The sequence below is a fragment of the Phycicoccus sp. HDW14 genome (assembly GCF_011383005.1).
Classification (GTDB): Bacteria; Actinomycetota; Actinomycetes; order Actinomycetales; family Dermatophilaceae; genus Phycicoccus.
In genome coordinates this window covers 724,866-738,203 of record NZ_CP049935.1, presented here as the reverse complement: position 1 = coordinate 738,203, position 13,338 = coordinate 724,866, and the positions used below count along the sequence as shown (strand labels likewise).

General features: G+C 74.1%; 15 protein-coding genes and 1 pseudogene. 10 read left to right on the top strand and 6 right to left on the bottom strand.

The annotated features are described in order from the left end of the window. Positions 1 to 4 precede the first annotated feature (4 nt). Both G7075_RS03715 and G7075_RS03710 read left to right on the top strand, forming a co-directional pair. On the top strand, positions 5 to 493 hold the full coding sequence (locus G7075_RS03715) for a phosphoribosyltransferase (protein WP_166118980.1): 489 nt from the start codon (positions 5 to 7) through the stop codon (positions 491 to 493). 8 nt (positions 494 to 501) lie between these two features. Continuing rightward, entirely contained in the window at positions 502 to 1,035 is a 534-nt protein-coding gene (locus tag G7075_RS03710) for an NUDIX domain-containing protein (protein WP_166118978.1), read from the top strand. On the opposite strand, the gene G7075_RS03705 is transcribed toward G7075_RS03710, so the two are convergent. Together G7075_RS03705 and G7075_RS03700 are read right to left on the bottom strand one after the other, a co-directional pair. After that, complete coding sequence (locus G7075_RS03705) at positions 1,028 to 1,372, bottom strand: hypothetical protein (RefSeq protein WP_240917864.1); 345 nt, start codon at positions 1,370 to 1,372, stop codon at positions 1,028 to 1,030. The two genes, G7075_RS03710 and G7075_RS03705, sit on opposite strands and share 8 nt — an antisense overlap. Before the next feature lie 36 nt (positions 1,373 to 1,408). After that, positions 1,409 to 1,588, bottom strand: a complete 180-nt coding sequence (locus G7075_RS03700; RefSeq protein WP_166118975.1) for a hypothetical protein — start codon at positions 1,586 to 1,588, stop codon at positions 1,409 to 1,411. Between the two features lie 73 nt (positions 1,589 to 1,661). Between G7075_RS03700 and G7075_RS03695 the strand changes: the two genes are divergently transcribed. The 5 genes from G7075_RS03695 (at position 1,662) to G7075_RS03675 (ending at position 5,416) form a co-directional block, all read left to right on the top strand. Next, on the top strand, positions 1,662 to 2,045 hold the full coding sequence (locus G7075_RS03695; protein WP_166118973.1) for a nuclear transport factor 2 family protein: 384 nt from the start codon (positions 1,662 to 1,664) through the stop codon (positions 2,043 to 2,045). 101 nt (positions 2,046 to 2,146) lie between these two features. Continuing rightward, positions 2,147 to 2,788: a hypothetical protein gene (locus tag G7075_RS03690; protein ID WP_166118971.1), complete on the top strand. Its 642-nt coding sequence runs from the start codon at positions 2,147 to 2,149 to the stop codon at positions 2,786 to 2,788. Continuing rightward, a complete protein-coding gene (locus tag G7075_RS03685; protein WP_166118968.1) occupies positions 2,785 to 4,029 on the top strand; it encodes a hypothetical protein in 1,245 nt (414 codons plus the stop codon). Before G7075_RS03690 ends, G7075_RS03685 begins: the two co-directional genes overlap by 4 nt. Beyond that, on the top strand, positions 3,975 to 5,051 hold the full coding sequence (locus tag G7075_RS03680; protein ID WP_166118966.1) for a hypothetical protein: 1,077 nt from the start codon (positions 3,975 to 3,977) through the stop codon (positions 5,049 to 5,051). The genes G7075_RS03685 and G7075_RS03680 overlap by 55 nt, the downstream gene beginning before the upstream one ends. Next, positions 5,048 to 5,416: a hypothetical protein gene (locus tag G7075_RS03675; RefSeq protein ID WP_166118964.1), complete on the top strand. Its 369-nt coding sequence runs from the start codon at positions 5,048 to 5,050 to the stop codon at positions 5,414 to 5,416. The genes G7075_RS03680 and G7075_RS03675 overlap by 4 nt, the downstream gene beginning before the upstream one ends. Before the next feature lie 114 nt (positions 5,417 to 5,530). Here G7075_RS03675 and tsf read toward each other — a convergent pair whose 3' ends face one another. Both tsf and rpsB read right to left on the bottom strand, forming a co-directional pair. Beyond that, positions 5,531 to 6,361, bottom strand: coding sequence for a translation elongation factor Ts (gene tsf, locus G7075_RS03670; RefSeq protein ID WP_166118961.1), 831 nt, complete (start codon positions 6,359 to 6,361; stop codon positions 5,531 to 5,533). 49 nt (positions 6,362 to 6,410) lie between these two features. Continuing rightward, a complete protein-coding gene (gene rpsB, locus G7075_RS03665; RefSeq protein WP_166118959.1) occupies positions 6,411 to 7,388 on the bottom strand; it encodes a 30S ribosomal protein S2 in 978 nt (325 codons plus the stop codon). Positions 7,389 to 7,718: 330 nt separating this feature from the next. On the opposite strand from rpsB, the gene G7075_RS03660 reads away from it, so the two are divergent. The 3 genes from G7075_RS03660 (at position 7,719) to G7075_RS03650 (ending at position 10,877) form a co-directional block, all read left to right on the top strand. Beyond that, entirely contained in the window at positions 7,719 to 9,170 is a 1,452-nt protein-coding gene (locus tag G7075_RS03660; RefSeq protein ID WP_371814167.1) for an MFS transporter, read from the top strand. Continuing rightward, positions 9,056 to 10,162: a pyridoxal phosphate-dependent aminotransferase gene (locus tag G7075_RS03655; protein ID WP_371814166.1), complete on the top strand. Its 1,107-nt coding sequence runs from the start codon at positions 9,056 to 9,058 to the stop codon at positions 10,160 to 10,162. Before G7075_RS03660 ends, G7075_RS03655 begins: the two co-directional genes overlap by 115 nt. 100 nt (positions 10,163 to 10,262) lie before the next feature. After that, the gene (locus G7075_RS03650) at positions 10,263 to 10,877 is read left to right on the top strand and encodes a murein hydrolase activator EnvC (RefSeq protein WP_166118954.1); all 615 of its coding nucleotides are present in this window, start codon (positions 10,263 to 10,265) and stop codon (positions 10,875 to 10,877) included. A 1-nt stretch (position 10,878) separates the two neighbouring features. Here G7075_RS03650 and G7075_RS22195 read toward each other — a convergent pair whose 3' ends face one another. Together G7075_RS22195 and G7075_RS22190 are read right to left on the bottom strand one after the other, a co-directional pair. Next, positions 10,879 to 12,354 carry a hypothetical protein gene (locus tag G7075_RS22195; protein WP_205860762.1) on the bottom strand — a complete coding sequence of 492 codons (1,476 nt, stop codon included), beginning with the start codon at positions 12,352 to 12,354 and terminating at the stop codon, positions 10,879 to 10,881. Beyond that, positions 12,347 to 13,254 (bottom strand): annotated as a pseudogene (locus G7075_RS22190) (tyrosine recombinase XerC). The gene G7075_RS22195 and the pseudogene G7075_RS22190 overlap by 8 nt, the downstream one beginning before the upstream one ends. Positions 13,255 to 13,338 lie beyond the last annotated feature (84 nt).

Genomic DNA, 13,338 nt, shown 5'->3' with positions numbered 1-13,338 from the left:
GGGCGTGGCCGACGAGCGCGAGGTGCTGACCTGGGAGCTGTTCGACGAGGCCGTGTGGTCGCTCGCCGAGGAGGTGGCGGCCGAGGGGGTGCCCGACATGATCCTGTCGATCGCCCGCGGCGGCCTGCTCATCGGTGGCGCCCTCGGGTACGCGCTCGGCGTGAAGAACACGTACACGATGAACGTCGAGTTCTACACCGGCGTCGACGAGCGCCTCGAGGTGCCGCGCATCCTGCCGCCCGCGCCCGACTTCGTCGACCTCCACGACGCGACCGTGCTCGTCGCCGACGACGTCGCCGACACCGGCCTCACCCTGCGCTCGGTGCAGGAGTTCTGCGCGGGCAAGGTCGGCCGGGTGCGCACCGCGACGATCTACGCCAAGCCGCGCTCGGTGGTCCGTCCCGACCACGTCTGGCGCGACACCGACCGCTGGATCACCTTCCCGTGGAGCGACCGCCCGCCCGTCACCGGTCGCGGCGTCCGGGACGCCTGAGACCCGCCGTGTGGCCCGTCAGCGCGTCGCGCACCGTCTACGCCAACGCCTGGATCGAGGTCGTCGAGGACGACGTCGTCCGGCCGGACGGCACCCCAGGCGTCTACGGCGTCGTGCGCCTGCGCCAGCCCGCGGTCTTCGTCGTCGCCCTCACCGACGACGACGAGGTCGTGCTCGTCACCGTCGAGCGCCACACCACGGGGCCGTCCGTCGAGGTGCCGGCCGGCGGGTCCGACGGCCCCGACACCCTCGACGGCGCCCGGCGCGAGCTCGCCGAGGAGACCGGTCTGCAGGCCGCCCACTGGCGTGAGATCGGGCGGATGGATGCGCTCAACGGCGTGTGCGTCGCGCCCGAGGTCGTCTACCTCGCGACCGGCCTCTCCCCCGCCGCCGGTGCCGAGCAGGAGGTCGAGGGCATCAGCGACGTCCGGGCGGTGCCGTGGCCGGAGGTGCTCGCGATGGTCTCCGACGGCCGCATCCACGACGGCGAGACCGTCGCCGCGCTGATGTTCGCCGCCCTCGCCCTGGGCCGCGTCACCTGACACCGGGTGGGTCCCCGGGGCGCCCGGCACGACGCACGAGCTCGTCGACGACGAGTGCCAGGGGCCGGGTGGCGTCGAGGCCGATGCCACGGGCCGGCCGGTCCTGGCCGGTCCGGTGCAGGCGCAGCACGAGCGCCCGCTCGTCGGGGTCGGCGCCGAACTCGTCGGCCGGCCGCTCGTCGAGGCGCCGCTCGAGCGTGATGGTATCGACCTCGAGCACGAAGACCGCGTCGAACAGGTCGAGGAAGGCCGCGGCATTGCGCGAGCCGCCGCAGCTCGTGGCAGACCGAGGTCTTGCCGCTCCCGGAGACGCCTTCGACGAGGACGTTGCGCACACCCATCCCGGCACCGTAGCCGGGACGACCGGGGCCGGTCAGGGCCAGAAGCCGCCGTTGCGGAGCATGAACTCGGTCTCGGTGTCACGGCCGCCCTGCGGGTCCCGCGCCGGCTCGACCGCCTGTGTGGTCACCAGGTCGTCGGGGGCGACGCGGGGCAGGTCGACGTGCACCCGCCGTTCGAGGTCGTGCCGGTCGGTCTGCTCGCGTGCGTCCATGGTGGCCTCCCGGTCCCATGGTGACACGGGCGGCTGCGGGCGGGCTGTCGGTCCGCCGTCGTAGCGTCCGGGCATGAGCACGAGCGAGCACGTCGAGACCGTCCGCCGCTACTGGGCCGCCGCCGAGGCCCGCGACTGGGAGGCCTTCGCGGCCACCCTCTCCCCCGACGTCGTCTACAGGGTGCCGCAGACCCGCGAGGTCGTCCGCGGCCTCGAGGCCTACCTCCGCTTCAACCGCGAGTTCCCCGGCGACTGGCACGTCACCGTCGACCGGGTCCTCACCGACGACCGCGGCGCGATGAGCCGCAGCACCTTCACGGTCGGCGACGAGTCGATGACCGGCCTCTGCCTGTTCGAGATGGACGACGCGGGCCGCATCGAGTCGGTCGAGGACTGGTGGCCCGAGCCCTACGAGCCGCCGGCCGCCCGGGCCCACCTCGCCGAGCGCGAAGACTGACCCTCCCCACCCGAAACCCTGTACCCGGCGGCCTGCCGCTGGATACGATGCGCTCGCCCCGGGCTGGCCGGGTGATGCGACGAGCCCGGGGTGGGGACGAGATGCGCGGTCGGCGGTCGGTGCGGACGACGATGGCGGCCCTGGCCTCCCTGGCCCTGCTGACCGGGGCGGCGGCGTCCACCGCCGCGGCGCCGGTCGCACCGACCACCACCACGGCCTCACCGGCAGTGTCCCCCGACGGCTCGGTCCCCGGCGCCCTCCACGTGGGCCGTCCGAGCCGGGTCCTCGACACGCGCAGCGGCCAGGGGGCCCCGGCGGGACCGCGCCGCGGTGGCTCGACCACGGTCGTCCAGGTCGCCGGGCGTGGTGACGTCCCGGCCACCGGCGTGGGCGCCGTCACCCTCCACGTCACGGTCGCGGACGCGACCGGCAACGGCCACGTCACCGTCTTCCCCACCGGCACACCGCTGCCCACGGCCTCGACGCTCAACGTGTGGGCCGGTGACGTCGTCACGAACCTCACGACCGTGCCGCTCGGCGCCGACGGCACGGTGAGCCTGCGCTACACCGGGTCGGGCACCGTCCGGCTGGTCGCCGACGTCTCGGGGTGGACCACCGCGGGCGCGGTCGTCGACCCCGGGATGACGGTGGCCTCGGCACCCGCCCGCCTGCTCGACACCCGCACCGGCCTCGGGGCGCCCCGCGGTGCGGTGCGGGCCGGGGGCTGGCGCGGCTGCAGGTGACCGGACGGGCCGGCCTGCCGGCGGACGTCGGCAGCGTCACCCTCAACGTCACCGTCGTAACGCCGACGGCGGGCGGCTGGCTGGCCGTCACACCGGTCGACCCCGGCGCCGGTAAGGTCACCACGTCGTCGGTGAACTTCGTGCCCGGCCGCACGATCGCCAACGCGGTCACGACCGCCGTCTCCCCCACCGGGACCGTCGACCTGCGCCTCTCGTCGAAGGCCTCGGCGCACCTCGTCGTCGACGTCGTCGCCCACACCGTCGCGGGCCGGCCCACCCTGCCCGGCGCCGTCCGCACCCAGGCGCCGCACCGGCTCCTCGACACCCGCACGGGCGGCGGGATCGTGGCCGCCGGGGACACCCGGACCCTCGTGGTCGGCGGGGGCTCGCTCCTCAACGTGACCGCCGTCGGAGCGACGCGCGCCGGGCACGTCGTCGTCACGGCCGAGAACACGGGGACCCCGAACGTCTCGCAGCTCAACGTGCCCGTCGGCGTGGCCCGAGCCGCCCTCGTCGCCTTTCCCGGATCGCCGGACGGCACCGTCCGCCTCACCGTCTCCTCCGCCTCCTCCGTGCACCTGGTCGTCGACCACGTCGGATGGCTGGACGGGCAGGTCCTCGAGGGGAGCACACCGGTCGCCCCCGCCGGCCTCTCGGCGACCCCCGGCCCCTCCGGAGTGGCCCTCGGCTGGCCGGCCGCACCCGGAGCCCGCAGCTACCAGGTCCGCCGCTTCGCATCGCCCCCGAACGGGCTGCGTTCGCCCTACCAGGGCGCTCTCGTGGCCTCGGGCGTCGCGCTCGCCGCGACCGACCGCACCGCGGCACCGGGGGTGTCCTACACCTACGCCGTGTTCGCGATGGATGCGACCGGGGACGCGTCAGAGGCCGCGCAGGTCGTCGCCGACACCACGCCTCTGCGCTGGACGTCGACCACGGCCAGTCCGTACCGCGGTGTCCCGGAGGACGTCTCCTGCCCACGACGACGTGGTGCATGGCCGTCGGCCGGTACGGGCAGTCGTGGGTCTGGTCCGGCGGCGCCTGGAAGGCCTCCGGGTCCCTCGCGCAGGACCCGTCCGGCAGCACGCAGTTCCGTGCGGTCTCCTGCGCGACGACCTCGACGTGCGTCGCGGCCATCAGCAGCACGCGCCTCGCCACGTGGCGGTCCGGCGCGTGGATCCTCAGCGACGTGCCCTACCCCGTCACCGACGTCTCCTGCTGGTCGGCGACCTCCTGCGGCCTGACGACCGAGGGCATGGGGCGCGTGTCGGACCCCGAGCTGCTGCGCTGGCAGAACGGCGCCGTCACCTCCTCCGTCGCGGTGCCCAACCGGTCCGGCGCCTCCGAGCTGTCCTGCCCGACCTCGACCTGCCACTTCCTCACCCAGAGCGGTGGTGCCTTCTACGTGCACCGGGCGTCCGGGAGCTCGGTGACGACGACGCGCCTCGCGACCGACTTCCAGGGCGAGCTGTCCTGCGCCACCTCGACGTTCTGCATGTTCCTCGGCAGCGACGGGTTCCGCACGGGCTCGGGCACGTCCTGGTCGGCGCGCAAGCCGGCGGAGGACGTCATCGGCCGGAACCTGTTCTCGCTCATGGACCTGTCCTGCAGCTCGAGCACCTCGTGCACGTCCGTCGGTGCCCTCGGCGGGCACGACGCCGATGCCATGCGCTGGGACGGCCGGCAGTGGCGCACGTACGACCTCGGCGCGGGGATGAACACGCAACGCGCCCTCGACTGCGCGGCGTGGACGTCCTGCATGGTCGTGGACTCGCGCGGTCGGTTCACCCGGTGGACCGGCTCGTCGTGGACGAGCCGCACGACGCTGGCGAACTCCACGGGAGGGTTCCTCGCCCTGGACTGCACGACCAGCACGAGCTGCCTGGCCAGCGACATGTTCGGCAACGTCCTCACGTGGACCGGGGGCTCGACGTGGGGCCGGTCATCGTTGACGGAGGGGGCCTCCCTCGTCGACTGCGCCGGGAGCACCTGCATGGCGACGGACACGGCCGAGGGGGACTGGCGGGTGCGCCGGTCCGGGACCTGGGGTCCCCGGGTGCTCGACCGGGTCTACGGCGCGTTCGGTCGCGTGGTCTGCTCGTCGTCTACGTCGTGCTTCCTGCTCTACTCCGACCAGGTCCGCCGGTGGACGGGGTCCTCGTGGGCGAGCCTCGTTTCCTCGGTCGCGACCTCGGCGGGGACATCGCGGTCGACTGCACCAGCGCGTCGTTCTGCCTGGCGGTCGGTGACGGCGGCCGGACCGTGACGTGGAACGGCACCCGCTGGTCCGCCCGGGGCACCGCGCCGCTCGCGGTGCTCGGCGACGTGAGCATGGACTGCACGAGCGCCTCCTTCTGCATGGTCTCCAGCAACGGCGTCACGTCGACGTGGACCGGCGCGGGGTGGCGACCTCCCGTGACCGTCCAGGGGTTCATCGCAGCGGTCGGGTGCCAGTCGGCGATCCGGTGCTTCGGGACCACGTCGGGCGGCTTGTTCGTCTGGGACGGCACGCAGTGGGCCCAGACGTCGATGGCCGTGGGCGACGACCTCACCGGGCAGTCCTTCGTCCGGTGCGTCGGGACCTCGCGCTGCGTCGTGGCCGCAGGCGCCCACATCTGGTGGACCTCGTGAACGGTCGACCGGCCGTCGGGTGACCGCCGGCTGGCCCCTCGCCCCCACGACGAACGCCGCCCCCGGGAGATCCCGGGGGCGGCGTTCGTGGTGGCGCTGCAGGCAGCGCGGGTGTCAGCTGCCGACGCGGAAGCGCGCGAAGCCGGTGGCGGTGGCGCCGGCCTCGTCGAGCACCTTGGCGACCGTCTTCTTCGGCTCCTTGGCGAACGGCTGCTCGAGGAGCACCTGGTCCTTGAAGAAGCCGTTGACCCGACCCTCGACGATCTTCGGGAGGGCGGCCTCGGGCTTGCCCTCCTCCTTGGCCGTGGCCTCGGCGACACGACGCTCGTTCTCGACCGTCTCGGCGTCGATCTCGTCACGGGAGAGGACGCTCGGGCTGAACGCCGCGACGTGCATCGCGACGTCGCGGGCCGTCGTGTCGTCGCCACCGGTCGTCGAGACGAGGACACCGATCTGCGCGGGCAGGTCGGGGCTCGTCTTGTGGAGGTAGGAGACGACGTGCTCGCCCTCGAGGCGGGCGACCCGCTTGACCTCGATCTTCTCGCCGATGGTCGCGTTGGCCTCGTCGAGGAGCTCCTTGACCGACTTGCCGTCGGACAGGGTCGAGCCCAGCAGGGCCTCGGCGTCGGCAGCCTTCGTGGCCACGGCCTGGTCGAGGACCTGGTCGGCCAGGGCGCCGAAGCGCTCGCCCTTGGCGACGAAGTCGGTCTCGCAGAGGACCTCGACGAGGGTGCCCTCGCCGGCGCCCGCGCGGGCGGCGACGAGGCCGTTGGAGGCCGTGCGCCCCTCGCGCTTCGTGACGCCCTTCTGGCCCTTGACCCGCAGGATCTCCTCGGCCTTGGCCAGGTCGCCGTCGGCCTCGTCGAGGGCCTTCTTGACGTCCATCATCCCGGCCGCGGTCTTCTCGCGGAGCGTCTTGATGTCAGCGGCGGTGTAGTTCGCCATGTGTTGTCTTCGCTCTTTCCTACTAGCGGTGGGCGGGTTGCGCTGTGGCTCAGGCCTGCTCGGCCGGAGCGGCCTCGGCCTCGACCTGCTCCTCGGCGGCGGGCGCCTCGGTGACCTCGACCTCGGTGGCCTCGGGGGCGGCCGTGGTCTCGGCGGTCTCGGCGGCAGCCTCGGCCGGGGCGGCCTCGGCGGCCTCCGGCGCGGTGGCGGCAGCGGTCTCGCCGGCCTCGGGGGCGGCGGCCTCGGCGGCCTGGTCGGCGTCACCGGAGAGCAGCTCGCGCTCCCAGTCGGCCAGCGGCTCCTCGGCGGCGGTGTCGCCCGCGGCGGCCTGGCCACCGGAGCGGCTGATGAGGCCCTCGGCGACGGCGTCGGCGATGACCCGGGTCAGCAGCGTGACCGAGCGGATGGCGTCGTCGTTGCCGGGGATCTTGTAGTCGACCTCGTCGGGGTCGCAGTTGGTGTCGAGGATCGCGATGACGGGCAGGCCGAGCTTGCGGGCCTCGTCGACGGCGAGGTGCTCCTTCTTGGTGTCGACGATCCACACCGCGGAGGGGACCTTGGCCATCGAGCGGATACCGCCGAGGGTCTTCTCGAGCTTGTCCTTCTCACGCTTCATCATGAGGAGCTCCTTCTTCGTGCGGCCGGACCCGGCCACGTCGTCGAAGTTGATCTCCTCGAGCTCCTTGAGGCGCGTGAGGCGCTTGGAGATCGTCTGGAAGTTGGTGAGCATGCCACCGAGCCAGCGGTGGTTGACGTACGGCATCCCGACGCGCGTCGCCTGCTCGGCGATGGGCTCCTGGGCCTGGCGCTTGGTGCCGACGAAGAGGATGGTGCCGCCGTGGGCGACGGTCTCCTTGACGAACTCGAACGCGTTGTTGATGTACGTCACCGACTGCTGCAGGTCGATGATGTAGATCCCGTTGCGCTCGGTCATGATGAAGCGCTTCATCTTCGGGTTCCAGCGTCGGGTCTGGTGCCCGAAGTGGACGCCGCTCTCGAGGAGCTGGCGCATGGTGACGACGGCCATCGTCGTTCTCCTATATCTGTGGTTGTCAGTTTCGTCGGTGGTGCCCGGGCCCCGAGGGGTGGACCCACCTGCCTGGCGTCCGGACGCACCCCGGACGGTCGTGACCCCACATGAGGTCTCGGCCGCCACTGCCGTGGTGCGCCCCTGCTCGGACGAGTACGTCGTCGCAGGGAGGGTGAACGCGCGAGATGTCGGCCTCCGCGTGCGAGCACACGAGGGCCACCCGACATCGTACGGGGCGCTGGGCCCGGGGGCGAAATCGGTCGGAGGGGCCATCGCCCGGCACCGGACGTGCCGGCCGGGGCCGTCCGCGGGTAGCGTCCCGTCCTCGTGGGCACGGACGAGGGGCGGGCGGCGAGCGGGCCGGTGGGGCGCCTGGTCGACATCGTCGTGCCGCCACGGATGGGCACCGCCTTCCGGTGGAACCTCGCGTCCTCGTGGGTCGGCCAGATCGGCGACGGCATCGCGCTGGCCGCCGGCCCGCTGCTCGTCGCGACCCAGACCCGCTCCCCCGTCCTCATCGCCGCCGCGGCCGTGGTCCAGCGGCTGCCCGGGCTGGTCATCGGGCTCTACGCGGGGGCGGTGGCCGACCGGGTCGACCGGCGCCGGGTCGTCATGGCCGCGAACGCCGCGCGGGTGGTCGTGCTCCTGCTCCTCGTCGGAGCCCTCCTCACGGGGACGCTGTCGATCGGCCTCCTGCTCGGGCTGCTGCTGCTCGTCGGCACGGCCGAGGTGTTCGCCGACACCGGATGGCGCGCCGTCCTCCCGATGCTCGTGCGCAGCGAGGACCTCGGGCTGGCCAACGCCCGGCAGATGTCGGGGTTCCTCGTCGGCAACCAGCTCATCGGGCCGGCGGTCGGGGCGGCGCTGTTCGCACTGGGGTCGGCCGTGCCCTTCGGGGTGCAGGTGCTCAGCCTGCTCCTGGCCATCGGGCTCTTCGCGCGGGTGCGCCTGCCCGCGGTCGAGCGCGAGCACCCGGACCAGCACGTCGGGCGCGACATCGTCGACGGCCTGCGCTGGATCGCGCACAACGCACCCGTGCGCACGCTGACCGTCGTCATCCTCGTCTTCAACATCACGTGGGGCGCACCGTGGGGCGTCCTCGTCTACTGGGCGCAGGAGCGGCTCGGGGTCGACGCGATCGGCTTCGGGCTGCTCGCGACGGCCTCGGCGGTCGGCGGCATCGTGTCGGTGCTGTCCTACGGATGGCTCGAGCGGCACGTGGCGCTGGCCCGGCTCATGAAGGCCTGCCTGCTGCTGGAGGTGCTGACCCACCTCGCGCTGGCCGTGACCACCGTGTGGGCCGTGGCGCTCGGGATCATGGTGCTGTTCGGGGGTACGCGTTCGTCTGGGGCTCGCTGTCCTCGGCGGTCCGCCAGCGGGCGACCCCGCTGGAGCTGCAGGGGCGGGTCGGGTCGGTCTACTGGGTCGGGCTGGTCGGCGGACTGCTCGTCGGCCAGCTGCTCGGCGGGGTCATCGCCGAGCGGTTCGGTGCGGCGGCGCCGTTCTGGTTCGCGTTCGTCGGCTCGGGCGTCACGCTCCTGCTCGTGTGGCGCCAGCTCGAGCACATCGCGCACGCCGACGCGGCGGCCGCCTAGCCTGCGGGCATGCCCTCGACACCCGGCCATCCGGCGCTCGCACCGTTCGGCACGACGATCTTCGCGACGATGTCGGCCCTCGCGGCCGAGCACGGCGCGATCAACCTCGGCCAGGGCTTCCCCGACACCGACGGGCCGCAGGAGGTGCTCGACGCCGCGGTGGCGGCCATCGGGTCGGGGCTGAACCAGTACCCGCCCGGGCCGGGTGTGCCGGCGCTGCTCTCGGCCGTCGCCGAGCACCAGTCGCGGTTCTACGGGCTGGCGACCGACCCGGCCCGTGAGGTGCTCGTGACCGTCGGCGCCACCGAGGCCATCGCGGCGACCGTGCTCGCGCTGGTCCGGCCGGGCGACGAGGTCGTCACCTTCGAGCCGTACTACGACTCGTACGCGGCGACCATCGCCCTCGCCGGTGGGGTGCGGCGGACGTCGGTGCTGCGCTTCCCCGACTTCGCGGTCGACGAGGAGTCGCTGCGGGCGGCGTTCTCGGCGCGCACGCGGGTCGTCCTGCTCAACAGCCCGCACAACCCGACCGGCAAGGTCTTCACGCGCGAGGAGCTCGAGCTCGTCGCGTCGCTGGCCGTCGAGCACGACGCGTGGGTGGTCACCGACGAGGTCTACGAGCACCTGACCTTCGACGGCGCCGAGCACGTGCCGCTGGCCACGCTGCCCGGGATGCGCGAGCGGACCCTGACCATCTCGTCGGCGGGCAAGACGTTCTCGACGACGGGCTGGAAGGTCGGCTGGGTCTCGGGGCCGGCGGAGGCCGTGGCGGCGGTGCGGGCGGTCAAGCAGTTCCTCACGTACGTGGGGTCGGGGCCGTTCCAGCACGCCGTCGCCGTCGGGCTCGGGTTGGGCGACGAGGTGTACGCGGGCCTCGCGTCGTCGCTGCAGGCCAAGCGTGACCGGCTGGTCTCCGGGCTGCGGGCCGCGGGGATGGAGGTGTCGGTGCCGCAGGGCACGTACTTCGTCATCGCCGACGCGGCGCCGCTCGGCGCGAGTGACGCGGTGACCTTCTGCCACGAGCTGCCGGAGCGGGCCGGCGTCGTCGGGGTGCCCGTGTCGGTGTTCCACGACGACGCCGACGCCGCGCGCACCCTCGTGCGGTTCGCGTTCTGCAAGGAGGACGAGGTGCTCGACGAGGCCTGCCGGCGGCTGGCGGCACTGCGCACCGGCTGACGGGCTGGCCGTCGTCCACAGGCGACGCGCCGGGGGCCGTCGTCCACAGCCCGACGGCCGGGGGTCGCGGTGGTCGGCCCCGCCGGGCGAAGGTCGTCGCATGACCGATGCCCGCCTCCTCACCGTCGCGCTCACCGTGGCGGCGCTGGCCGTCGGGTCGACGCCGTTCTCCGAGGTTCCTTCTGCCGCAGGCGTTCTCGCGACGCTCCGGGCGCCTCCGGATGCGGTGGGCGTCCTCGCGCCGGCGGTCCCGTCACCCGCGCCGTCCGGTGGGGTGGGCGCCGTCGTCCCGCGGTGGCGCTGGCCGCTCGCACCGAGACCGGTGGTGGTCCGCCCCTTCGATGCATCGGCGTCGCCGTGGGGTCCGGGGCACCGCGGCCTCGACCTGGCGGCGGCTCCGGGTGACGTGGTCCGGGCCGTCGAGGCGGGCACGGTGACGCACGCGGGGGTCGTCGCCGGCCGGGGCACCGTGACCGTCACCCACGCCGACGGACTGTCCAGCACGTACGAACCCGTCGCCGTGTCGGTCACCGTCGGGTCGTGGGTGGCGGTCGGTGACGCGCTGGGGACGCTCGAGGCGGTCGCCCTCCCCCACTGCGGCGCGGGTCGGTGCCTTCACCTCGGCGCACGACGTCCGCCGGTCTACCTCGACCCGCTGCCCCTGCTCACCGGTGGCGGTCGGGTGCGGCTGCTCCCGCTGGGTGGCGGCCCGTGAGTCAGCTGCGCTGCAGGCCGGGGTGCTGTGCCACGAGCAGCACGGCCGCGGCGTGCTGGGCCGTCGGGGTGTCGGCCGAGGCCGTCTGGTGCGGGCGCAGGATCCACCACGTCGCGGCGACGACGACGAGCAGGACGATGGCGGCGACCAGGGCACGACGGCGTCGTGAGGTGCGGGCCTTCTCGGCACGTCGGGCGGCGGCGCGGCTCTCGGCCCGGGTCAACGGCGGTTCGGGCGTGCCGGGTCGCTGACCCTCATCCGCCTGGGCGGCGAGCAGGGCCGCCTCGAAGGACGGCTCCTCGTCGAGGCCCCACGAGGTCGTCGGCTCGGGGGTCGTCACCGGCCCACGGGCCGACCGCCCGGCGGACCTGCCGGTCGAGCGGTGTCGGTCGGACCGGCGGGCCGGCTCGGCCGCAGCGTCGGAGTCGTCGTTCTCGTCCGCCCCGGCGGTCGGCGCGAAGGACGCGGGTCGGACCTCGGGCGGCAGGGAGAGAGGCTGCGGCACAACGGACCCGGTGCCGTCGACCTGGTCGGAGTCGTCCGCAGGGTCGCCCTCGTCCCACCAGGAGCGACGGCGCACCGCCTCGGTGTGGCCGTCCTCCGCGAGCGGTTCCTCGCCGGCAGGCTCGTGCGCCGCGACGACGGGCCACACCTCGAACTCGGGGTCCTCGTCGGTACTCACCCGGGCCGGGGTCGGCTCGGCGGGCCAGGCCTCGAACGCGACGTCGTCGACGGCCACCGGCTCGACGGTGTCACCGACCAGCCACGAGGGATCGTCCGCCGTCAGGTCGGCATGGTGGGCGCGGTCACGACTGGTGCCACGGACGGGCTCGGGCTCCGGCTCGACCACTGCCACAGGCTCGGGCTCCACGACCGCGACCGGCTCGGGCTCGACCACTGCCACAGGCTCCGGCTCCGGCTCCGGCTCCACGACGGCGACAGGCTCGGGCTCAGACTCCACGACGGCGACCGGCTGGGGCTCGACCACTGCCACAGGCTCGGGCTCGGGCTCCGGCTCCGCGACGGCGACAGGCTCGGGCTCGGGCTCGACCACCGCCACGGGCTCCGCCTCCGCGACGGCGACAGGCTCAGGTTCGGGCTCGGGCTCGACCACTGCCACAGGCTCCGGCTCCACCACGGCGACGGGGGGCGGAGCGGTCTCGCGGTCGACGGGAGCACTCGGCTGGGCGGCGATGAGGTCGGCCAGGCTCGGACGGCCCGGCACCGCGGCGGGAGGCGGCGCGGACGACCCGGCGCCGTCCTGCTGCCGCCGTCCGCGGCCGAGCAGCCGCCCACGACCCCGCGGGCGGGCGGGCGCCGCGATCTCGGGCTCGTCCTCGGCGTCGAGGTGCAGCTCGGTCGGACCCTTGGGCTCGACGTAGAGCCGGCGGACCTCGGAGATCCACTCGGAGTAGGGGGCCTCCGCCGCGGGCTCGGCCGAGGAGCCCGGACGGCCGTCGCCGCCGGCCTCAGGCACGCGGGTGCGCCTGGGCGAAGGACCGCTTGAGCCGGTCGACGGACACGTGCGTGTAGATCTGGGTGGTCGCGAGCGAGGCGTGCCCGAGCAGCTCCTGCACCATCCGCAGGTCGGCGCCCCCTTCGAGCAGGTGCGTGGCCGCGCTGTGGCGCAGGCCGTGCGGGCCCAGGTCGGGGGCGTCGGGGACGTGCTCGAGGAGGCGGTGCACGGCTTCGCGGACCTGCCTCGGGTCCACCCGCCGACCGCGCCGGCCGAGCAGGAGGGCCGGGCCGCTGCCGGAGGTCGCGAGCGCCGGGCGGCCGCGGGACAGCCACTCGAGCACGGCCTCACGGGCGGGCACGCCGAACGGGACGCGCCGCTCCTTGTCACCCTTGCCGACGACGCGCAGGACGCGCTGGTCGAGGTCGACGTCGTCGACGTCGAGGCCCGCGAGCTCACCGACACGGATCCCGGTGCCGTAGAGCAGCTCGAGGGCCGCCCGGTCGCGCAGGTGCACGGGGTCGTCGTCGTCCGCGGCCACCGCCGCGACGTCGAGCAGCGAGGCGGCCGAGCGCTGGGCCAGCACCGGGGCAGGGTGCGCTGGCGCTTCGGGGCGGCCAGGCGCAGCGACGGGTCGTGCTCGACCCGGCCGGTGCGCTGGCACCAGCGGAAGAAGGTGCGCAGCGACGCCGACGTGCGCGCCACGGTGGACCGGGCCGCTCCACCCCGGGCGACGGAGCCCAGCCAGCCGCGCAGGTCGGCGAGGGTGACGCTCCGCAGCGCGTCGTCGTGGACCCCGATCTCGTCGAGGAAGGCCCGCACGTCGCGCGTGTAGGCACGCACGGTGTTCTCGGAGCGGCCACGCTCGGAACGCAGGTGGCGTTCGAAGGCGGACAGCACCTCATGGCGGACGACGGTCACCACGACACCGTCGCACCGAGGAGACCCCTGCGCAACGGGAACCGCCGGAGGTTCAGCCGTTCGTCCAATCCCCCGCCGGACGGT